This window comes from Dactylosporangium sp. NPDC000521 (assembly GCF_042898305.1).
GTDB lineage: Bacteria > Actinomycetota > Actinomycetes > Mycobacteriales > Micromonosporaceae > Dactylosporangium.
The window spans coordinates 104,535-123,273 of sequence record NZ_JBIAYW010000019.1 but is presented as its reverse complement, the minus strand read 5'-3'; the positions used below and the strand labels follow the sequence as shown (position 1 = coordinate 123,273).

Genomic DNA, 18,739 nt, shown 5'->3' with positions numbered 1-18,739 from the left:
ATCATGAGCGACCACCGCCGAAGGGGGAAGCCGTGGACCACGACCCGAACCGGTTGCTCGGGCCGGACGGTGGCCTGCCGGAGTCCGTGCCGCCGTGGCCGGCCCGCGACGGCCTCCGGATCACCAGGGTCCGGCCGATCGTCACGGCGCCCGAGGGCCTGCCGCTGGTCGTCGTCAAGGTCGAGACGACGGAGCCGGGGCTGTACGGGCTGGGCTGCGCGACCTTCACCCAGCGGTACGCGGCGGTGGCGGCGGCGGTCAGCGAGCACGTCGGCCCCCTGGCCGTCGGGCGGCACCCGGCCGACATCGAGGACATCACCCGCACGGTGCACTTCTCGTCGTACTGGCGCAACGGGCCGGTCCTCAACAACGCCCTGTCGGGCCTGGACCAGGCACTGTGGGACATCGCCGGGAAGCGGGCCGGGCTGCCGGTGCACGAACTGCTCGGCGGGCGGGTCCGCGGCGGCGTCGAGGTCTACACGCACGCGTCCGGCGCGGACACCGGCGAGGTCCTGGACGAGGCGGAGCGGCTGATCGCCCTCGGGTACCGCTGCATCCGCCTCCAACGGGCGGAGCCCGGCCTCGGCAGCTACGGCCACGCGGGGACGGGCGGCCACTACCCGGACTCGCCGAACCCGGACGGCTGGGACCCGGAGCGCTACCTGCGGGGCACCCCGTCGCTGTTCGCGGCGGCCCGCGAGCGGCTCGGCACGGGCGTCAACCTCATGCACGACGTCCACAGCCGCCTCTCCCCGAAGCAGGCCGTCGTCCTGGCGCGGGCCCTGGAGCCCTACGGGCTGTCGTTCCTGGAGGACCCGATCCCGTCGGAGCTCTACGACCGGCTGCCCGAGATCCGCGCCGCGTCGCCCGTGCCCCTGGCCGTCGGGGAGCAGGTGAGCTCGGTCGCCGACGCGGCCCGGCTGATCCGTGACGGCGGCGTCGACCTCATCCGCCTGCACACGTCCGCGGTCGGCGGGCTCACCCCGACGCGGAAGCTGGCGGCGCTCGCCGAGCTGTGCGGGGTGCGGACCGCGTTCCACTCCCCGGCGGACGTGTCCCCGGTCGGCGTCGCGGCGAACCTCGCGGTCGACATCTCCAGCCACGCGTTCGGGTTCCAGGAGTCGCACGAGTACAACGAGGCCACCCACGACGTCTTCCCCGGCTGCCCCGACGTGATCAAGGGCTACATGTACCCGTCGGACCGGCCCGGCTGGGGCGTGGACGTCGACGAGGCCGAGGCGGCGAAGTACCCGCCGACGAAGTTCCTCTTCGACCGGTGGGCCGCGGTCGTCCGCCGCCCGGACGGCTCGCTGGAGGCACCGTGAGGATCGTCGTCACGGGCGCCGGGGGCAACATCGGCCGCGCCACGGTCGCCCGTCTGCGCACCGCCGGCGCGGACGTCGTGGCCCTGTCCCTGGAGCCCGTCACCTTTCCTGACGTCGTTTCCCGCGTCGGTACCGCCAGCGCCCCGGACGCACGTACCGGGGTCGACGGCGGCGGCCGCTCCGGCGCCGTTACGGCCGGCGCCCCAGAGGCGCGCAACGGGGGCGGCGGCCGCGTCGACGTGGTCATCGGATCGGCCGGGGACCCGGACGTCGTCGCGGCGGCGTTCGAGGGACCGGTCGACGCCGTCATCCACCTGGCCGCGATCCCCGCGCCCACCCTCGGCACCGGCCTGGAGGTGTTCGGCGGCAACACCCGGGCCACCTTCGTGGTGCTCGACGAGGCCGCCCGCCGCGGGGTCCGCCGGGCCGTCCTGGCCAGCAGCTACGCGCTGCTCGGGATGCCGTTCTCGCCGCACGACCTGCACCCGCCGTACTACCCGCTGGACGAGGCCGCCCCGCCGCGGATCGAGGACCCGTACGCGCTGTCGAAGCTCGTCGACGAGCTGACCGGCGAGATGTTCCACCGCCGCGACGGCATGGACGTCGTCGCGCTGCGGTTCCCGTTCACCGGCGACACCGACCGGCTCGCGAAGGCGGCCGCCGACGTGCGCGCCGACCCGGCGAAGGGCGCCCGGAACTCGTGGGCGTACCTGCACGTCGACGACGCCGCCGAGGCAGCGTGGCTGGCCGCGACGGTGCCGCTGACGGGGTTCCACCGGTGCTTCCTCGCCGCGCCGGAGACGTTCTGCGACACGCCGACCGAGGAGCTGATCGCCGCCCACCACCCGGGCGTGCCGGTCCGGACCCCGATCCCGGGCCGCCGCGTACCGATCGACACCGGCGCCGCGACGCGGCTGCTCGGGTTCACGCCATCACGGGGTACGGCGTCGTCTTCGCCCCGGTGACCAGCGCGTGGAAGAACGCGTTTGTGACGAGGGCCCGGTCCGCGTATCGGCGCATCACCGAAGCGGCGGCGGGCGGGCCCAGGAACGGCGCCTCGCCGCGGAGCACGGCGGCGCGGTCCGCGTCGCCGCGGAACTCCTCCGCCAGCCAGGTGGCCAGGTGCCCGGTCGTGTACCGCAGGTCGTAGTCGGCGTGCCCGCGCAGCCAGGCGCGCTCGGGAGCGGTCAGCTCGAAGCCCTCGTGCAGGGCCAGGCCGTAGTCCGCGAGGTACACTTGCCGGCCGTCGGTCAGGATGTTGTTGAAGTGCCCGTCGAAGTGCCAGAGCCCGGCGCCGTTCATGAACGCGATCGCGTCCCGCAGCCACACGTCGACGCCGGGCGCCGCTTCCGGCCGGTCTCTGAGGAGTTCGTGGACGGTCTGGGGGAGGTGCTCGAGGAAGAGCACCAGCCGCGCCGGGGCCTCCTGGAGCTGTGTCAGCCGCTGCCGCACCGACGGCGCGCCACCCCAGTAGGCGACCCGCTCCTCGATGTCGACGCGTTCCCAGGCGAAGGCCGCCGGCAGGATCCGCCAGTGGTGCAGCAGCGGGAACGCCGGGTGCCGGCCGGCGAGCACCCACCCGGTCGTGACGCGGTGCGCGGCGAGCTCCCGCCACACGCCGAAGCCGGTCGAGCCGACCCCGTACTGGCAGTACATCGGCAGCCCGAACAGGTTCGCGGTGGAGTGCGGGTGCGCCAGGTCCAGTTCGGTGACCGGCACCTGCTTGACGAACACGGACACCCCGCCGACGTCGAGCGTCGCCGTGTGCCCGCCGATGCCGACCGCGTCCGGCCGCGCGTCGTCCAGCATCGCCGCCACCGCGGCGTCGCTGAGCAGCGCCAGCCGCGAGGACACCCGCTCGTGCCGCTCGGTCCGGCTCACCGCAGGATCCGGGCCGCGTCGCCCAGCCAGCGGGCGTCGGCCTCGGCGCAGGCGGGGGACTGGTGCACCGACTGGGCGAAGTTGTGCTCGAGTCCGGGCTCCGTCCGGTGTACGACCGGCACCCCGGCCTGTCGGAGGCGCCGCGCGTACTGGTCGCCGCCGTCGCGGAGCGGGTCGTGCTCGCAGGTGACGACGAGCGCCGGTGGCATGCCGGTGAGGTCCTCGGAGCGCGGGTCCGGCGCCTTCCCGGGCGCCCACCAGCCGATCCACTCCCGCAGCTCCGCGACGTCGAGGCCGAAGCCGGTGCCCTTCTCGGCCACGCTGCGGCTGGTGCCGGGGAGCGTGACCTCCGCGACCGGGCACACGAGCAGCTGCCCGTCGACCCGGTCGCGCCGGGCCAGGGCCGCCAGGATCGCGAGGAACCCGCCGGCGGAGTCGCCGGCGAGCGCCACCCTGCCGTCCGGCCGGCTGTCGAGCACGGCGTCCAGCACCGTGAGCACATCGTCGAGCGCCGCCGGGAACGGGTGCTCCGGCGCCCGCCGGTAGTCCACGGCGACGACCGTCCGGCCGGTGGCGTCGGCGATCCGCCGGGCGAACGCGTCGTGGGTCTCGAGGTCGCCGAGGACGAAGCCGCCACCGTGGGCGAAGACGATCGTGTCGTCGCCGCGCTGCTCGTACCGGCGGATCCCGACACCATGGATGGTGCCGTCCGCCACCGGCATCGGCGGACCGGGCGGACGCGATGCGGCGCGCTCGGCCCCGCCCCTGCGCAACGCGGCGACGTCGGTCATCAGTCGCGGCCCTGCCAGGTGGTGATGCAGACCTCGTTGCCCTCGATGTCGGCGAGGATCCAGTACGCGGGCGCCGCGGCCGCCGACACGAGGACGCCGCCGGCGGCGAGGGCAGCGGCGATGCGGTCGGCCGCCGCGTCGTGCGGGACGCTGATGTCGAGGTGGATGCGGTTGCGCTCGACCCGCGGCTTGTCCATCTGCTGGAACCAGACGGCGGGCCCGAGGCGGTGCGGGTCGACGACGGGCGCGCCGAGGTCGCCCTCGCCGCCGGCCTCGTCCTCGTAGCCGAGCACGGCCTTCCAGAACGGGCGGACCGCCTGGATGTTCATCGCGTCGACGGCGACCTCGATGAGCTGCGCGGCCCGGCCGGTCGAGGGCACGGTGCCGAGGCCGATCTCCCGCAGCGACCCGGTGAGCGCCCGGGCCAGCTCGATGTCACGAGCCGTGACGGTGGCCTCGCCGAGGGTCTGGAGGGTGAGCAGGACGTGGTCGGCGCGCAGGTCGAGCCACAGGTGCCGGTCGGCGTCGTCGCCGGCCACCGCGGTGCACCTGGCCGCGACCTCGGCGGCCTGCCCGACCGATCCGACGGGCACCATGGTCATGATCGTGCCGAGGATGTACCGCCATCCGACGTCGATGACGGCGTCACTGATTTCCTGCCGGTTCATTCGACCGAATCTAGTCCCTACAGGTAGATGTCGACCCCCTTGCCGTCGGAGAGGCCGGCGGCGATCGCGGTGTTGTGCCTGGTGCCCATGAGCGCGCTGAGGGTGTCGGCCTGCGCGTTGACCTGTGCCTGGGCGGTGGCGGGGTCGACGCCACGGCCGGCGGCCGGGACGCTCCAGGTGATGGACGATGCGATCGAACCGACGTCCACGCTGTGTCTCCTCTGCTCGCCGGGCTGGTCGTGTCCACATCGGCACCGCCACCCCACCCTGAAGAGGTTCCGTGCCGATCATCCGGCCCGGGTCATCCGGCCCGGGTCAGCCCCCACTGGGTGAGCAGGCCCGCCGCCGCGGCGGTGAGGATCGCGGTGCCGTACAGCAGGACCGTGGTGAGCAGTCCGAGCGGGGCGACGAGCTGCCCGGCGACGATCGCCGGCACGCCGAAGGACAGGTAGGCGACGATGAACACGGCCGCGAACAGGCCGGCCCGCTGGTGCGGCTCGGCGAGCGGGCCGACGGCCCGCAGCGCCCCGGAGAACGTGGCCCCGAACCCGGCACCCCCGACGATCCCGCCGATCCAGACGAGCGGCAGCACGACGGCGACGATGCCGGTGAGCACGATCGCGGCGCCGAGTAGGACGGCGGTGCCGCCGAGCAGGATCGTGCGGCGCGGGTGCAGCCGGCCCAGGAGGTAGCCGGCGGTGGCGGCCGCCGCGGGCGGCAGGAACGCGGTCGCGCCGTTGAGCAGGCCGCTGTCGAGGTGGAAGATGTCGCGGACGATCGTCGGGGCGAGGCCCATGAACAGCCCGGCGAACATCCAGCTGGCCAGGTGCACGGGGATCGCGGCGCCGAACTCGCGGCGGGCCGCCCGGGGCACCGTCACCCGCGGCCTGAGCGAGCCGAGCGCCCCGGCGCGGCGGGCCACGGTCTCGCCGGACAGTGCGGCGGTGAGCGTGCCGAGCACCATGATGACGGCGAGCGTGCCGAAGACGATGAGGTTCGCCGAGCCGGTGAACTGCACGGCCGTGCCGGTCAGCAGCGCCCCGAGGCCGAGCCCGCCGGCGGGTGCCGCGCCGGCGACGACCGTGCCGAGGCGCTTGCGGTGCGGCGGCGCCAGCTCGACGAGCGCGGCGGTGAACGCGCTGCTGGCCGCGCCGGTCGCGACGCCCTGCACGACGCGGGCGGCGATGACCCAGCCGATGTCCGGCGCGAACACGAACATGAGCATCGCGACGACCTCGACGCTGAGCGCGCCGACCAGCACGGGGCGGCGGCCGACGTGGTCGGACAGCGAGCCGGCGACGAGCAGCGACGCGAGCAGCCCCAGCGCGTAGGCGGCGAACGCGACGGTGAGCACCCACGGCGCGAAGCCCCACTCCCGCTCGAACAGCACGAGCAGCGGCGTCGGCGCGCCGGCCGCCAGGTAGAGCGACGAGAACGCGAGACCCGTGCCGGCGAACGCGACGCCGGCGGGCAGTGTGAACGGTCTGGCCAGCGCGGTGGTCATGGCGCACCCCCTAAAGCAAATTTCATTGCGTTAGGCTGAAGCTACGCGCTTGTGTGCCAGTTAAAGCAAATATCGTTGCGTTAGGAGCGTCACATGTCGACGGGCAAGCGGACCGGCGGGCGCAGCGCCGCCGTGCTCGCGCAGGTCAGGACCGCGGTCGAGGACCTCGTCCGGGAGCGTGGCGCCGAGCGGGTCACCATCCCGCTGATCGCCGAACGGGCCGGCGTCAACCCGACCTCGATCTACCGGCGGTGGGGCGACCTGGCGACGATGCTCAACGACATCGCCACCTACCGGCTGGACCCCGCCCGCCCGCTGCCCGACACCGGCGAGCTGCGGGCCGACCTCGTCGCCTGGGCCGGCGAGATCGTCGAGCACTACGCCAAGCCCGTCAACGCCGCCCTGCTGCGCGGCGGGGCCGCCTCCGCCGGCAAGACCGAGTCCGACTGCCTGCGCAACCGCCGGGCCGAGGCCGTCGTCCTCGCCTCGCGGTCCGGCGCGCCGTTCGCCGCCGACGACCTCATCGACCTGGTCATCGCGCCGATCATCTACCGCGTGATCTTCCTGCCCTGGACGCTCACCGAAGGTCCCAGCCTCGCCGAGCGGTACGTCGACCGGCTGCTCGCGACGGGCCGCGCCGCGCCTGACGCCGAGCTAGGGTCGGGACCATGAAGATTCCCGATGCGAGCCACCCGATCACCGTCACGCCGACCGGCCGCCGGGTGACGGTCCGCGTCGACGGCGTCACCGTCGCCGACACCACCGACGCGCTCACCCTGCAGGAGTCGACCTACCCGCCGGTGTACTACCTGCCGCTGGACGACGTGGACCAGTCGCTGCTGCGGCGCACCGAGCACCAGACCCACTGCCCGTTCAAGGGCGACGCGTCGTACTACAGCGTCGTCACCCCCGACCGGGAGCTGACCAACGTCATCTGGACCTACGAGACGCCCTATCCGGCCGTCGCGCCGATCGCGAAGCGGGTCGCCTTCTACCCGAACCAGGTCGAGCTGACCGTGGAGTAGACGCCTTCCTCACTGTCGAATGCAACGCGAAGGGTTTTGCGGGACGTCTTCGTGTGGGTAGCGTTCGCGGGCGGGGAGGGACGAGACATGCTGAGTCGTCGCAAGGTGCTGGTTACGGGTGCGGGGGTCGCGACCGCCGCGGTGCTGGCGGGGTGCTCCGACACGCCGAAGAAGACCGGCGCGGCCGCCGGTGCGACCGGCGACGCGGGCGGCGGGGGCGGTGGCGGCGGCGGCGCCCAACCGGCCAAGGTCACCATCACGCCCGCCGCCGACAGCAAGGACGTCGCGCCGTCGAGCCCGGTCACCGTCGCGATCGAGAACGGCACGCTCGACACCGTCACGGTCGCCGCGGGCGGCAAGACCCTGGCCGGCACGCTCGCCGAGGACAAGCACGGCTGGCAGTCGACGGGCGCCCTCGCGTACGGCCAGACCTACACCGTCACGGTCACCGGTGCCGATACGGCCGGCGCCGCCGTCAACCAGACCGCGACGTTCACCACGCTGAAGCCCGCCAGCACGGTGGGCATCACGTTCCAGGCCAACCCGATGCTCGCGCTGAAGAACGGCAACACGTACGGCGTCGGCCAGCCCGTCATCGTCTTCTTCAACAAGGCCGTCACCAACAAGGACGCCGTCGAGCAGGCCATGAAGGTGACGACCTCGCCCGAGGTCGAGGGCAAGTGGCACTGGGTGAGCGCGCAGAGCGCCCACTGGCGCCCCGAGAAGTACTGGGCCCCCGGCACCACCGTGAAGGTCAGCGCCAACCTCCTCGGCGTCGACATCGGCAACGGCGTCTACGGCGGCGCCAACGCCTCCGCCAACTTCTCCATCGGCAAGTCGCGCATCGCCATCGCCGACTCCAACACCAAGCAGATGGAGTGCTACATCGACGGCCAGATGGTCCGCCGGATCCCCTGCAGCATGGGCAAGGGCGGCAAGGGCACCATCGGCTCCAAGGGCGAGAAGATCGACTACCTGACCGCCAGCGGCGTCCACGTCCTCATGACCAAGGAACCCGTGGTCACCATGAGCTCCGCCAGCTACGGCGTGACCAACAAGAGCGACCCGAACTACTACGAGGAGAAGATCCGGCTGGCGTGCCGCATCTCGCTCTCGGGGGAGTACGTCCACCTCGCCGACTGGAACATCCCCAAGCACGGCAAGGAGAACACCTCCCACGGCTGCATCAACGTGGCCCCCGACCACGCCAAGTGGTTCTACGACACCTTCGACGTCGGCGACGTCGTCGAGGTCCGCAACACCCCCAAGAACCTGCCCCTCACCGACGGCCTCGGCGACTGGAACATCCCCTACGCCCAGTGGTGACCCACGCACTTCGCCGCCGATGATCCGGCCGACCTCGCACCCGCCGGGGTGCACAGACTCTCCCGGATCATCGTCGGTGCCGCTTCGGGCCGGTCTCTGTCCGCCTGATCTGGGCTGCGCCCGCCGCGCCTCATCCGTGCGGCCCTCACCCGCGCCTCTCTGCCCGGTGTCACCCTGCCTGGTCTGGGCTGCGCCCGCCGCGCCTCATCTGTGCGGCTCTCACCCGCGCCTCTCTGCCCGGTGTCACCCTGCCTGGTCTGGGCTGCGCCCACCGCGCCTCATCTGCCCGACCCTCACCCGCTCCTCTCTGTCCGGCCCTCACTCACGCCTCATCTGTGCGACCCTCGCCGGACAAATCCGATTTTTGCGATTTAGGCGGCAAGTCGGGGCGTCGCGGCACCAGAATCATGCGGTGCGGGGGATGCGGGTGCTGGTCACCGATGACGGGCGGTGGCGGTTGGAGGTGCGGGCGCGTGGCGTCGACGTGTACGACCGCGGGGCCCAGGACGCCCGGAAGACGCGGGTCGGGGCGCTCGTGCTCCGGCAGGCCGACCTCGACCGGGCCGTGCGGTTCCTGCTCGACCACGGTGCCGACGTGGACAGCCTCCGTGAGCGCTGAACAGAGCGCTGAACCCGCGCACGCCGGGAGCTACAGCCTGCCGACGGCTCCGTAGACGGACACGTCCGCGGGCGTCAGCGCCGGGTCCGGTGCGGTGTCGGGGCGCCACTCGTGCACCGCGACGACGCCCGGGTCGACCAGCGTCAGCCCTTCGAACAGCGCGCCGAACTCGGCACCGGTGCGGGGCCAGATGTCGGTCTGGCCCGCCGCGAGCATCCGGTCGTACACCTGCGCGATCTGCGGCGGGAGGAAGTCCTTCGTCGCGTTGCTGGCGACGAGGTAACTGCCCGCGGGCAGGGCGGCGAGCAGCTCCCGCACGATCGGCGCGCCGGCGCCCTCGCCGTGGATGAAGTGCAGGACCGCGACGAGCATCAGGCCGACCGGCCGCGTGAAGTCCAGCGTCGCCCGCAGGTCGGGGTGGGCGAGGATGCGGCCCGGGTCGCGCAGGTCCGCCTCCAGGTAGGCGGTCCGGCCCTCGGGGGCGCTGGTCAGCAGCGCCCTGGCGTGGACCATGACCATCGGGTCGTTGTCGACGTAGACGACCCGGGCCGTGGGGTCGACCGCCTGGGCGACCTCGTGCGTGTTGCCGGCGGTCGGCAGGCCGGTGCCGATGTCCAGGAACTGCCGGATGCCCGCCTCGCCGGCCAGGAACCGGACCGCGCGGCCGAGGAAGTGCCGGTTCTCCCGGGCCGCGATCGGCGCGCTCGGCCAGGCCGCGGCGATCGCGTCGCCCGAGGCTCGGTCGGCGGCGAAGTGGTCCTTGCCGCCGAGCCAGTAGTTGTACCGCCGCGCGGGGTGGGCGACGCTGGTGTCGATCCGGTCCATGGACACGCGCCAAACTGTATACGCCCGCTGTCAGGAAGCCCGGATCGCGGCGGCCATCTTCGCGGGATCGTGGCCGGGGCGCACGCCGTCGAAGAGGATCGCGGAGCCGGCGATGTGATCCGTGCGCAGCGGCAGGATCTCCTGGTAGGCGGGCGAGTCGTACCACGAGCGGGCGGCGTCCAGCGAGGGGAAGGCGATGATCACGACCGTGCCGGGCCAGTCGCCCTCGCGGACCTCGACGTCGGGGCCGTGGACGATGAACGTGCCGCCGAACGGGTCCAGGGTCCCCTGGATACGCTCCAGGTAGGTCAGGACGTCCTCGTTGGTCGTCGGGGTGTGCAGGTGGGCGAGCGCGTAAGCCGTCATGCCCCAGATTCTCGCCCGCCGGAGGTAGGCGGGTCGATTACCTCGGACGTCATGTCCAGCATCATCGCCGCGGTGCGACTGGCGACGTCGCCGATCGCCGCGCCGCGCATGACGGCGCGGACCGAGGCGCCGTCGAAGAGCATCAGCAACTGCGTGCCGAGCAGCTCCGGGTCGCGGGCGCCGAGCAGGGCGGCCTGGCGCTGGAAGTACCCCTCCAGCTGCTCCTTGAACGCCAGCGCGACGCGGCTGGCCTGGTGCGACGCGTCGTGCAGCTCGATCGTCGTGTTGGCGAACGGGCAACCGTGGAAGCCAGGGGAGCCCGCCTGCTCCTCCAGCGTCGTGAACACGTGCAGGATCCGCTCCCGAGGAGTGAGCCGGGCGTCCTCGGGAGCGAAGTAGCGTGCAACCGTGGCGGGGCCGTGCACCCGCAGGGCCTCGGCGACCAGGTCGTCCTTGGTGGCGAACAGCTGGTACATCGACCGCTTCGACACGCCCGCGGTCTGGCACAGGCGCTCGACGCCGACCGCGCCGACGCCCTCCGCATAGAACAGGTCGGCGGCGGCAAGCAAGAGGCGGTCCCGTGTCGGAGAGGTCACACCCCGATCGTAAACCGATCGGTTTATCGTTGCCATCGAGGCCGGAAACCGATCGGTTTTCGGCTGCTGCGGAAGGAGTGCTGACATGGATCTCAAGCAGGCAGTGGTGCTGGTGACGGGCGGCAACCGGGGCATCGGCGAGGCCCTCGTGGCGCAGGCGCGGACGCGGGGCGTGCGGAAGGTGTACGCCGCGGCCCGCGACCCGCGTACGGTGACCGCGCCGGGGGTGGAGGCGGTGGCCCTCGACGTGACCGACCCCGAGTCGGTGCGGCGGGCGGCCGAGCGTGCCGGCGACGTCACGGTCCTGATCAACAACGCCGGCATCTACGTCGGGGCCAGCTACGTCACCGGCGACCTGGCGGACGTCCGGCGCGAGTTCGAGACGAACTTCTACGGCCCGCTCAACGTCACGCGGGCCTTCGTGCCGCAGCTGCTCGCCAACGGCGGTGGCCGGATCGTCAACGTGCACTCGGCGCTGTCATGGGTGGCGCTCGGCGGGTCGTACAGCGCGACCAAGGCCGCCCTGTGGTCCGCCAGCGACGCGCTGCGCCTGGAGCTCGCGCCGCAGGGGATCGGCGTGACGGGCCTGCACGTCGGCTACGTCGACACCGACATGACCGCGTCGTTCGACGTCCCGAAGGTCAGCCCCGGCGCGGTAGCCGTCCAGGTCTTCGACGCGATCGAGCAGGACCGCGACGAGGTCCTCGCCGACGACACGTCCCGCGGCGCGAAGCAGTCCCTGACCGCTGAGCCGGGTGAGCGGTACGCGCGAGTGGCAGCATAGGTCGCATGGGTGCATACCGGTCGACGGGCGAGTTCAAGCGGGACCAGAACTACATCACCACCCGCATCACCGCCGACGGCCGGGACGGCTACCCGGTCGAGCCCGGCCGCTACCGGCTGGTGGTGAGCCGGGCCTGCCCGTGGGCGAGCCGGGCGATCATCGTACGGGAGCTGCTCGGGCTGCAGGACGTCCTCTCGATGGGCGTCTGCGGCCCGACGCACGACGCGCGCAGCTGGACCTTCGACCTCGACCCGGGCGGGCGCGACCCGGTGCTCGGCATCGAGCGCATCCAGGACGCGTACTTCGCCCGCTTCCCCGGCTACGAGCGCGGCATCACCGTGCCGTGCGTCGTCGACGTCACCACCGGGCAGGTCGTCACCAACGACTACGCGCAGCTCACCCTGGACCTCTCCACGGAGTGGGCGGAGTTGCACCGGCCGGGTTCGCCGCAGCTGTACCCGCCGGCCCTGCGCGACGAGATCGACGAGGTCAACGCGCTGGTCTTCAAGGACGTCAACAACGGCGTGTACCGGGCCGGGTTCGCCGGCACCCAGGAGGCATACGAGGCCGCCTACGAGCGGCTGTTCGCGCGGCTGGACTGGCTGTCGGAGCGGCTGTCGACCCGGCGGTACCTCGTCGGCGGCCAGATCACGGAGGCCGACATCCGCCTGTTCACCACGCTGGTCAGGTTCGACGCGGTCTACCACGGCCACTTCAAGTGCAACCGGAACAAGCTCACCGAGCTGCCGGTCCTGTGGGACTACGCGCGCGACCTGTTCCAGACCCCGGGCTTCGGCGACACGGTGGACTTCGACCACATCAAGCGCCACTACTACGAGGTCCACCGCGACATCAACCCGTCGGGCGTCGTGCCCCTCGGCCCTGACCTGTCCGGCTGGCAGCTGCCCCACGACCGGGCCGCGCTCGCCTAGGCTCCGCGCATGGAGAAGATCACGATCATCACGGGCGGCAGCCGGGGCATCGGCGCGGCGACCGCCGTCCGGCTCGCCGCGGACGGGCACCGGGTCGCCGTCGGATACCAGCGATCGGCCTCCTCGGCCGATTCGGTCGTCGCGGCCGTGGCGGCCGCGGGCGGTCACGCGGTCGCCGTGCAGGTCGACACGTCGGTGGAGGAGGACGTGGTCCGGCTCTTCGCGACGGCCGCCGCCGAGCTCGGCCCCGTCACCGGCCTGGTGAACAACGCCGCCGTCACGTCCCCGATGGGCCCGTTCGCCGACCTGCGCACCGCCGACCTGCGCCACGTCGTCGACGTCAACTTCATCGGCGCCTTCCTGTGCGCCCGTGAGGCCGCCCGCGTCCTGCCCCGCGGCGGCGCCATCGTCAACGTCTCCTCGGGCGCCGCCACCCTGGGCAGCCCCGGCGAGTACATCCACTACGCCGCCACCAAGGCGGCCCTCGACACGCTGACCCTCGGCCTGTCGAAGGAGCTCGGCCCGGCCGGCGTCCGCGTCAACGGCGTCGCCCCCGGCATCATCCGCACCGAGATGCACGCCGTCGCGGGCGACCCGGACCGCGCCGAGAAGGCCGGCCCGAACCTGCCGCTCGGCCGCCCCGGCGAGCCCGCCGAGGTCGCCGAGGCGATCGCCTGGCTGCTCAGCGACGCCGCCTCGTACACCACCGGCGCGACGCTGCGAGTGGCCGGCGGCCGCTGACCCCGGCCGCCGCACGCCCCGGATCCCGCCGAGGGGTCCGGTGCTGGTCCGGCGGTGGGGTCATGCGCGGAGGGCGGCCTCGAGGGTGTCGTACATGGTGTCGCCGCGGTCGTGGTCGCCGAGGCGGCGGGTGACGTACGCGAGGCTGTAGCCGAGCGCTTCGTCGTGGCCGGCGGAGGAGCCGCCGATGCCGCCCATGCCGAACCAGGCGCCGTCGCGGCGCCAGCCGAGGGTCCAGGTCGCGTCCTCCTCCAGCAGCCGGTCGACGCCGACCGCCTGGGGGGCGAGCGCCTCGGCGAGCAGCGGGGCGGGCAGCAGGCGGGGCAGGGCCTCGTAGAGGGCGGCGAGGCCGCGGGCGGTCGCGTGGCAGTTGACGGCGGGGAGCTCACCGGTGCGCCAGAGCGGGCCGTTGACGACCTCGGTGGCGAGCAGCTCGACCGGGCCGAGGGCGCGGGACCAGAGCTCGCCGTGGCCGGTCAGCTGGCGCTCGGGCCAGTCGGGGGTGGCGTGCTCGACCTCGGCGCAGCGGGCGGCGTCCGCGGCGGACAGCCCGAAGTGGACGTCCACGCCGAAGGTGCGCACCACCTCACCGACCGTCTCGCCGGTGGCGCCGAGGAGGATCTCGCCGAGGATGGTGCCGTACGTGAGGGCGTGCTCCCCGAACGCGGTCCCCGGCTCCCACTCCAGCGGCGTGGCCGCGATCGCCGCCGCGAAGCGGGCGCTGTCCAGGATCTCCGCGACCTCCGAGACCGCCGCCGCAGGCAGGCCCGCCTGGTGGGACAGGGCGTGGCGGACCGTGGCGGTCTGGTGGGGGAACGCCGTCCAGTACGAGGCGATCGGCGCGTCCAGGTCGATCCTGCCGTCGGCGATCCTGCGCAGCACGGCCATCGCGGCGACCGGCTTGCCGGCGGAGAACACGGTCGACAGCGTGCCGGGCTCCCACGGGCGCGTCCGCGCCGCGTCGGCCCAGCCGCCCCACAGGTCGACGACGAGGGTGCCGCCCGCGTAGGCCGCGACCGACGCGCCGGTCTCCGCGCCCGAGGCGAACAGCTCCTCGAACGCCGCGCGGACCGGCTCGAACCCGGGGGCGACGCTGCCCCGCACCATGTCTGTCCCGCGCTCTGTCACGCGCCGCACCCTACCGGGGCCCTGGGGACGCGCGCCGGGGATTTACTCCCGGTCGCCGCCGCGGGAGGTGTACAGCGAAGCCTCGAACCTCCGCTTCAGCGCCGGGACCCGGTCGGTGGTCCGCAGGAACGCCCGCTGGCCCGCCAGGGCCAGCCGCCCGATCACCGGCCGGTGGACCAGCTGGTCGCCGCCGGTGCGGGCCTTCGAGGCGGCCACGGCGGCGAAGCCGTAGCCGAGCATCTGCCGCTCGTACACCTGCGGCGAACGGCTCCCGGAGGTGAGTGCCCGCACGAGGTTGTGGGCGTCGCGCAGCGCGGTGTTGGCGCCGACGCCCTGGCCGGGGGTCATGGTGTGGATGGCGTCGCCGAGGAGCGTGACGCGGTCGGTCGGCCACGCCGGCACCGGCACCGACGTGCGGACGCTGATCGGGAAGCAGGTGGTGGGGTCGGTGAGCGTGAAGAGCCGCCGCAGGGCCGGGCTCCACCGCGGGGTCATGGCGAGGGTCTGCGCGACCAGCCGCGGGCCGTCGAAGCCGGTGACGTCCGCCGGGAAGCGGTCGCGGTGCGCGGAGACGCCCCAGTTGATGTGATCGCCGGTCGGGTCGCCGGGCAGGGGCGAGCCGCCGCCGGTGCCCCACGGGAACTCCATGACGTGCAGGATGCAGGCCATGCCCCGCGGGGCGAGCACCAGGCCGATGCCGGGGAACACGCCCTCGGGCAGCAGCGCCCGCGTCTCGCCGGTGAGCGGCACCTTCCCGCCGATCGCCACGATGCCGGAGTCCTCGACGCGGGCGTGCGGCAGCTTCTGGGCCCGCACCCGCGAGTTGGTCCCGTCGGCGCCGACGAGCAGGTCACCGGTGACTTCGCTGCCGTCCGCGAAATACGCCGTGACTTCGGTTTCAGTCTGCTTGTAGTGGGTGAAGTCGCTGCCGAAGCGGACGACGTCGGTCATGCCCGTGTAGAGGACCTGCCGCAGCGTCATCCGGCTGACGGACTTCTCGTCGTTGACGTCGTCGGTGGGTGTACGCAGCGGCACGGTGAGCGTCCGGCGCAGCCGCTCGTCCAGGAACGCGAACGTCTCCGGGGGCCGCGCGCAGGTGCGGACGAACAGGTCGTACACGTCCGGGGGCAGGCACGCCTTCAGCGCCCGGCTGCCGTCGGGGTCGATGCCGACCCGGTAGCCGTGCAGCCCGTCGGTCCGCGTCCGGTGGCGCTCGAAGACCCGCACGTCCACCCCTGCCCGCCGGAGGCCGTGCGCGAGGCACATGCCGCCGGTACCGCCGCCGATCACGATCACACGCACGGAGTTCTCCTTGATTGTCTAGTAGCTAGATTTTCTAGTGTCTTAGCGTACGAGGGGTCCCGTACGATCGACAAGTGGGAACGACCGCACGCGCGGAGCTGCTCGCCGAGCTGGGGCAGGTCATGCAGGCGTACCAGCGCGCCATCGACGTGCTCGACCAGCGCGTCGCCGACCGGCTCGGCCTCAACCGGACCGACATGCGCTGCCTGGAGCTGCTGTTCGCGCCGGCGCCGCTCAGCCCGGGGGAGCTCGCGGCGGCCGCCGGGCTCACCACGGGCGGCGTGACGACGGCGATCGACCGCCTGGAGCGCGCCGGGTACGTGACCCGCGAGCGTGACTCCGCCGACCGCCGCCGGGTCACCGTCCACCCGACGCCGCACGCGCACCGGGTCGTCGCGGAGATCTACGGCCCGATCGTGGCGGAGGGGAAGGCCCACCTCGCCCGGTACGACGACGCGACGCTGCGCCACATGATCGAGTTCGTGTCGTTCGCCACCGAACAGCAGCACCGGCACGCGGCGCGGCTCGCGGATTGAGTCGCGGGCCGGCGGGCCGCGGCTTCTGGGGGTCGGATATCGGTCCGCGCGCTGTTTGCGTGGATCTCCTACAGTCTTCGTGTGACCGACGTGCCGCCGCAGAACCCTGACCACGCCGACGGCGCCTCGCAAGCCGCTCCGCCTGCTCCGCTTTGGGCGTCCACTGCCGCGTCTTCCGGTGAGCCGTTCGCCGGGCCTTCCGCTGGTCCTGTGCCTTCTGCCGGGCCTTCCGCTGGTTCCGCGCCTTTCGCCGGGCCTTCCGCTGGTCCTGCGCCTTTTGCCGCGCCTTTCGCCGGGGCTGCTGCGGGGGTCGACGACGGCGGGCCGCCGCGGGCGCCGATGGTCGATCCGGGTCCGCCGTGGGTGCCCGGCGACGAGGGCCCCGGGCCGCAGCCCTCGCAGCCGTCGCCCGACGGTGTCGATGACGGGCCGTCGCCGGGGCTGTGGCAGAAGATGCGGGCCGACCCCGAGTACGCGCCGGAGCACCTCGCGCTCGAGGCCGTCACCAGGATCGGGCCGAAGATGGTCCTCGAGCTGCAGAAGCTGCGCGCCCAGAACCCGGGCGCCCCGCCGGAGGCCATCGCGAGCATGGTGGCCTACCGGTACACCAACCACGCCCGGCTCTCCGGGGCGGTCTCCGGCGCCGTGGGGCTGGCCGGGGCGGTGCTCGACGTCGGCGTGCTGGCCTGGACGCAGGCGAAGATGGTGCTGCTCATCGCCGTCGCGTACGGGCACGACCCGGCCGACCCCGAGCGCGCCACCGAGCTGCTCGTGCTGCAGGGGGTGCACAAGTACACGCAGACGGCCCGCACCGCGCTGCAGGTCGCGCGCGGCCGGGAGGGCATCGGGGCGCTGCTGCCGGACAAGCGCCGGCCGATCAACCAGATGCTGCTGACCCTCGGCCTCAAGCTCGCCCAGATGGCCGGCGTCAAGGCCGCGAAGCGGCTCTTCGCGAAGATCGTCCCCGGCGCCGCCATCATCCTCGGCAGCTTCGCCAACGCGGGCGCGACGAAGGCACTCGCGAAGAAGGCGATCGAGCTCTACGGCCGGCCGGCGCTGCCGATGCAACGCCCGCCGATGCAGCTGCCGCCCGCCCCGAAGCGGGGCTGACTCACTCCGGCACCCTGATCAGGTGCCCCGCCTGCCGCGCGACGGACTCCATCGTCGCGCGGTACGCGGCCCTGGTCACCGTGCCGTCCAGCAGCCCCCGCGCCGCCGCGCTCTCCACGTCGAGCGGCCGCTCCCGGCGCTCGGCCCTGGCCACCACCAGGACCCGGGCGATCAGCAGGCAGTAGACCACCGCGATGAGCGCGGCCACGAACATCGTCGCGAACATCCTGCAGACCCTACGGTCACGTCCTCACCCGGCCCGGCGCAGCGTCGCAAAGACGACGACGTTGCCACGGTACGACCGCCGCAACCGATCGAACGTCCCACCGCACGTGATCAGCCGCAGCGCCGGCCGGTCGACCGCACCGTAGACCTCGTCGGACGGGAACTGCGCCTTCGCGTACTCCTCGACCCGGTCCACCCCGAACACCGCCGTCCGCCCGTCGGCCCTGCGCACGCTGACCTCGTCGCCCGGCCGCAGCTCCCGCAGCTGGTAGAACACCGCCGGCCCGTCGCTTCTCGTGTCGACGTGCCCGAGGACCACCGCCGGCCCGACCTCCCCGGGCGCGGCGAGCTGCCGGTACCACCCCGCCGGCGCCTTGGCCCGCAGCGGCGGCACCTCGATCGTCCCGTCAGGATTGAGCCCGAGCTCCATCAGCGCCGTGCTGACCCCGATCGCCGGAATCTCCAGGTGTACGGGCACCGAGAACCCCATCCCCACCACCGCCCCGCCCGCGGGCTCGATCGTGCCGCCCCCACCTGCCCCAGCTCCTGCTCCGGCCCCTTGCCCAGCCCCTGCCCCGGGCTCTGTCCCGGCCGCGGTGCCGGTGATGGTGGAGCCGGACGGGGTGCCGGTGGTGGAGCCGGCCGCGGGACCGGGCGCGGCGCCGGCGACCGTCGTCGCTCGGACGGACAGGCTAGGCCCTGGCGGCCCGATCACTTCCTGATCGGCCGCGGCGGCCTGCTCGGCGCGCCGCGGCTCCTCCGCCGGCGCGGCCCCCACGATCACGAGCGTGAGCCCGGCGACGGCACAGACGGCGGTCACGACGTCGAGGACTCGCCGCCGCCGCCGAGCCTCCACCGCCGACCACCGCTCCCACCCACGCCTGACAACCAGCCCAACCCCACCCCGCCCCGCAGCGCCACTCCCGATCGCCGCCTTAACGACAGATACGAAATTTCGGATAAGTCCGGCGGCTGCGCCCGGACTTATCCGGGGCTGCGCGGCAAGGTTCCCCTCCGTCCCGTCCTGCGTGGCGGGGCCTTCTCTCGCCTCGTCC

23 protein-coding genes are annotated in these 18,739 nt (G+C 73.2%); 11 read left to right on the top strand and 12 right to left on the bottom strand.

Annotated features, from left to right (window positions below; translation table 11 throughout):
• Positions 1–32: 32 nt before the first annotated feature.
• Complete coding sequence (locus ACFY3L_RS41870) at positions 33–1,325, top strand: enolase C-terminal domain-like protein (RefSeq protein WP_389337900.1); 1,293 nt, start codon at positions 33–35, stop codon at positions 1,323–1,325.
• Complete coding sequence (locus ACFY3L_RS41865) at positions 1,322–2,290, top strand: NAD-dependent epimerase/dehydratase family protein (protein ID WP_389337897.1); 969 nt, start codon at positions 1,322–1,324, stop codon at positions 2,288–2,290. The genes ACFY3L_RS41870 and ACFY3L_RS41865 overlap by 4 nt, the downstream gene beginning before the upstream one ends.
• Here the strand turns inward: ACFY3L_RS41865 and ACFY3L_RS41860 are convergent.
• From ACFY3L_RS41860 to ACFY3L_RS41840, 5 genes are all read right to left on the bottom strand, one after another.
• Complete coding sequence (locus ACFY3L_RS41860) at positions 2,250–3,206, bottom strand: hypothetical protein (RefSeq protein WP_389337894.1); 957 nt, start codon at positions 3,204–3,206, stop codon at positions 2,250–2,252. The two genes, ACFY3L_RS41865 and ACFY3L_RS41860, sit on opposite strands and share 41 nt — an antisense overlap.
• On the bottom strand, positions 3,203–3,928 hold the full coding sequence (locus tag ACFY3L_RS41855) for an alpha/beta hydrolase (protein WP_389337891.1): 726 nt from the start codon (positions 3,926–3,928) through the stop codon (positions 3,203–3,205). The genes ACFY3L_RS41860 and ACFY3L_RS41855 overlap by 4 nt, the downstream gene beginning before the upstream one ends.
• A 68-nt stretch (positions 3,929–3,996) precedes the next feature.
• Positions 3,997–4,665: a VOC family protein gene (locus ACFY3L_RS41850; protein WP_389337888.1), complete on the bottom strand. Its 669-nt coding sequence runs from the start codon at positions 4,663–4,665 to the stop codon at positions 3,997–3,999.
• Between the two features lie 17 nt (positions 4,666–4,682).
• Positions 4,683–4,874: a hypothetical protein gene (locus tag ACFY3L_RS41845; protein WP_389337885.1), complete on the bottom strand. Its 192-nt coding sequence runs from the start codon at positions 4,872–4,874 to the stop codon at positions 4,683–4,685.
• A 92-nt stretch (positions 4,875–4,966) separates the two neighbouring features.
• On the bottom strand, positions 4,967–6,169 hold the full coding sequence (locus tag ACFY3L_RS41840; protein ID WP_389337882.1) for an MFS transporter: 1,203 nt from the start codon (positions 6,167–6,169) through the stop codon (positions 4,967–4,969).
• A gap of 93 nt (positions 6,170–6,262) precedes the next feature.
• On the opposite strand from ACFY3L_RS41840, the gene ACFY3L_RS41835 reads away from it, so the two are divergent.
• The 4 genes from ACFY3L_RS41835 to ACFY3L_RS41820 all read left to right on the top strand — a co-directional run bounded on the left by ACFY3L_RS41835 (position 6,263) and on the right by ACFY3L_RS41820 (position 9,139).
• Positions 6,263–6,841: a TetR/AcrR family transcriptional regulator gene (locus tag ACFY3L_RS41835; RefSeq protein ID WP_389337879.1), complete on the top strand. Its 579-nt coding sequence runs from the start codon at positions 6,263–6,265 to the stop codon at positions 6,839–6,841.
• A complete protein-coding gene (locus ACFY3L_RS41830; protein WP_389337876.1) occupies positions 6,838–7,194 on the top strand; it encodes a DUF427 domain-containing protein in 357 nt (118 codons plus the stop codon). The genes ACFY3L_RS41835 and ACFY3L_RS41830 overlap by 4 nt, the downstream gene beginning before the upstream one ends.
• A gap of 87 nt (positions 7,195–7,281) precedes the next feature.
• Positions 7,282–8,520 (top strand): Ig-like domain-containing protein, encoded by a 1,239-nt coding sequence (locus ACFY3L_RS41825; RefSeq protein ID WP_389337873.1) that lies wholly within the window; start codon positions 7,282–7,284, stop codon positions 8,518–8,520.
• 412 nt (positions 8,521–8,932) lie between these two features.
• Positions 8,933–9,139 carry a hypothetical protein gene (locus ACFY3L_RS41820; protein WP_389337871.1) on the top strand — a complete coding sequence of 69 codons (207 nt, stop codon included), beginning with the start codon at positions 8,933–8,935 and terminating at the stop codon, positions 9,137–9,139.
• Between the two features lie 30 nt (positions 9,140–9,169).
• Here the strand turns inward: ACFY3L_RS41820 and ACFY3L_RS41815 are convergent, their stop codons facing one another.
• From ACFY3L_RS41815 to ACFY3L_RS41805, 3 genes are read right to left on the bottom strand one after another with little or no spacing between them, the layout of a single operon-like run.
• Positions 9,170–9,964, bottom strand: a complete 795-nt coding sequence (locus ACFY3L_RS41815) for an SAM-dependent methyltransferase (protein WP_389338048.1) — start codon at positions 9,962–9,964, stop codon at positions 9,170–9,172.
• Between the two features lie 30 nt (positions 9,965–9,994).
• Complete coding sequence (locus ACFY3L_RS41810) at positions 9,995–10,330, bottom strand: DUF1330 domain-containing protein (RefSeq protein ID WP_389337868.1); 336 nt, start codon at positions 10,328–10,330, stop codon at positions 9,995–9,997.
• Positions 10,327–10,926 carry a TetR/AcrR family transcriptional regulator gene (locus ACFY3L_RS41805; protein WP_389337865.1) on the bottom strand — a complete coding sequence of 200 codons (600 nt, stop codon included), beginning with the start codon at positions 10,924–10,926 and terminating at the stop codon, positions 10,327–10,329. The genes ACFY3L_RS41810 and ACFY3L_RS41805 overlap by 4 nt, the downstream gene beginning before the upstream one ends.
• Before the next feature lie 85 nt (positions 10,927–11,011).
• Here ACFY3L_RS41805 and ACFY3L_RS41800 point away from each other — a divergent pair, with 85 nt between their 5' ends.
• The 3 genes from ACFY3L_RS41800 to ACFY3L_RS41790 are packed head-to-tail and all read left to right on the top strand — an operon-like array spanning position 11,012 to position 13,383.
• Positions 11,012–11,710, top strand: a complete 699-nt coding sequence (locus tag ACFY3L_RS41800; RefSeq protein ID WP_389337862.1) for an SDR family oxidoreductase — start codon at positions 11,012–11,014, stop codon at positions 11,708–11,710.
• Positions 11,711–11,715: 5 nt separating this feature from the next.
• Positions 11,716–12,642: a glutathione S-transferase family protein gene (locus tag ACFY3L_RS41795; protein ID WP_389337859.1), complete on the top strand. Its 927-nt coding sequence runs from the start codon at positions 11,716–11,718 to the stop codon at positions 12,640–12,642.
• A 9-nt stretch (positions 12,643–12,651) separates the two neighbouring features.
• Entirely contained in the window at positions 12,652–13,383 is a 732-nt protein-coding gene (locus ACFY3L_RS41790) for an SDR family oxidoreductase (protein ID WP_389337856.1), read from the top strand.
• Positions 13,384–13,443: 60 nt separating this feature from the next.
• On the opposite strand, the gene ACFY3L_RS41785 is transcribed toward ACFY3L_RS41790, so the two are convergent.
• Together ACFY3L_RS41785 and ACFY3L_RS41780 are read right to left on the bottom strand one after the other, a co-directional pair.
• Complete coding sequence (locus tag ACFY3L_RS41785; RefSeq protein ID WP_389337853.1) at positions 13,444–14,511, bottom strand: serine hydrolase domain-containing protein; 1,068 nt, start codon at positions 14,509–14,511, stop codon at positions 13,444–13,446.
• Positions 14,512–14,553: 42 nt separating this feature from the next.
• A complete protein-coding gene (locus tag ACFY3L_RS41780; protein ID WP_389338045.1) occupies positions 14,554–15,828 on the bottom strand; it encodes an FAD-dependent oxidoreductase in 1,275 nt (424 codons plus the stop codon).
• Positions 15,829–15,887: 59 nt separating this feature from the next.
• Between ACFY3L_RS41780 and ACFY3L_RS41775 the strand changes: the two genes are divergently transcribed.
• Positions 15,888–16,349 (top strand): MarR family winged helix-turn-helix transcriptional regulator, encoded by a 462-nt coding sequence (locus ACFY3L_RS41775; protein WP_389337850.1) that lies wholly within the window; start codon positions 15,888–15,890, stop codon positions 16,347–16,349.
• Positions 16,350–16,688: 339 nt separating this feature from the next.
• On the top strand, positions 16,689–17,459 hold the full coding sequence (locus ACFY3L_RS41770; RefSeq protein ID WP_389337847.1) for an EcsC family protein: 771 nt from the start codon (positions 16,689–16,691) through the stop codon (positions 17,457–17,459).
• Position 17,460: 1 nt separating this feature from the next.
• On the opposite strand, the gene ACFY3L_RS41765 is transcribed toward ACFY3L_RS41770, so the two are convergent.
• Positions 17,461–17,685 (bottom strand): hypothetical protein, encoded by a 225-nt coding sequence (locus ACFY3L_RS41765; protein WP_389337844.1) that lies wholly within the window; start codon positions 17,683–17,685, stop codon positions 17,461–17,463.
• 24 nt (positions 17,686–17,709) lie between these two features.
• Positions 17,710–18,540 (bottom strand): class F sortase, encoded by an 831-nt coding sequence (locus tag ACFY3L_RS41760; protein ID WP_389337841.1) that lies wholly within the window; start codon positions 18,538–18,540, stop codon positions 17,710–17,712.
• Positions 18,541–18,739 lie beyond the last annotated feature (199 nt).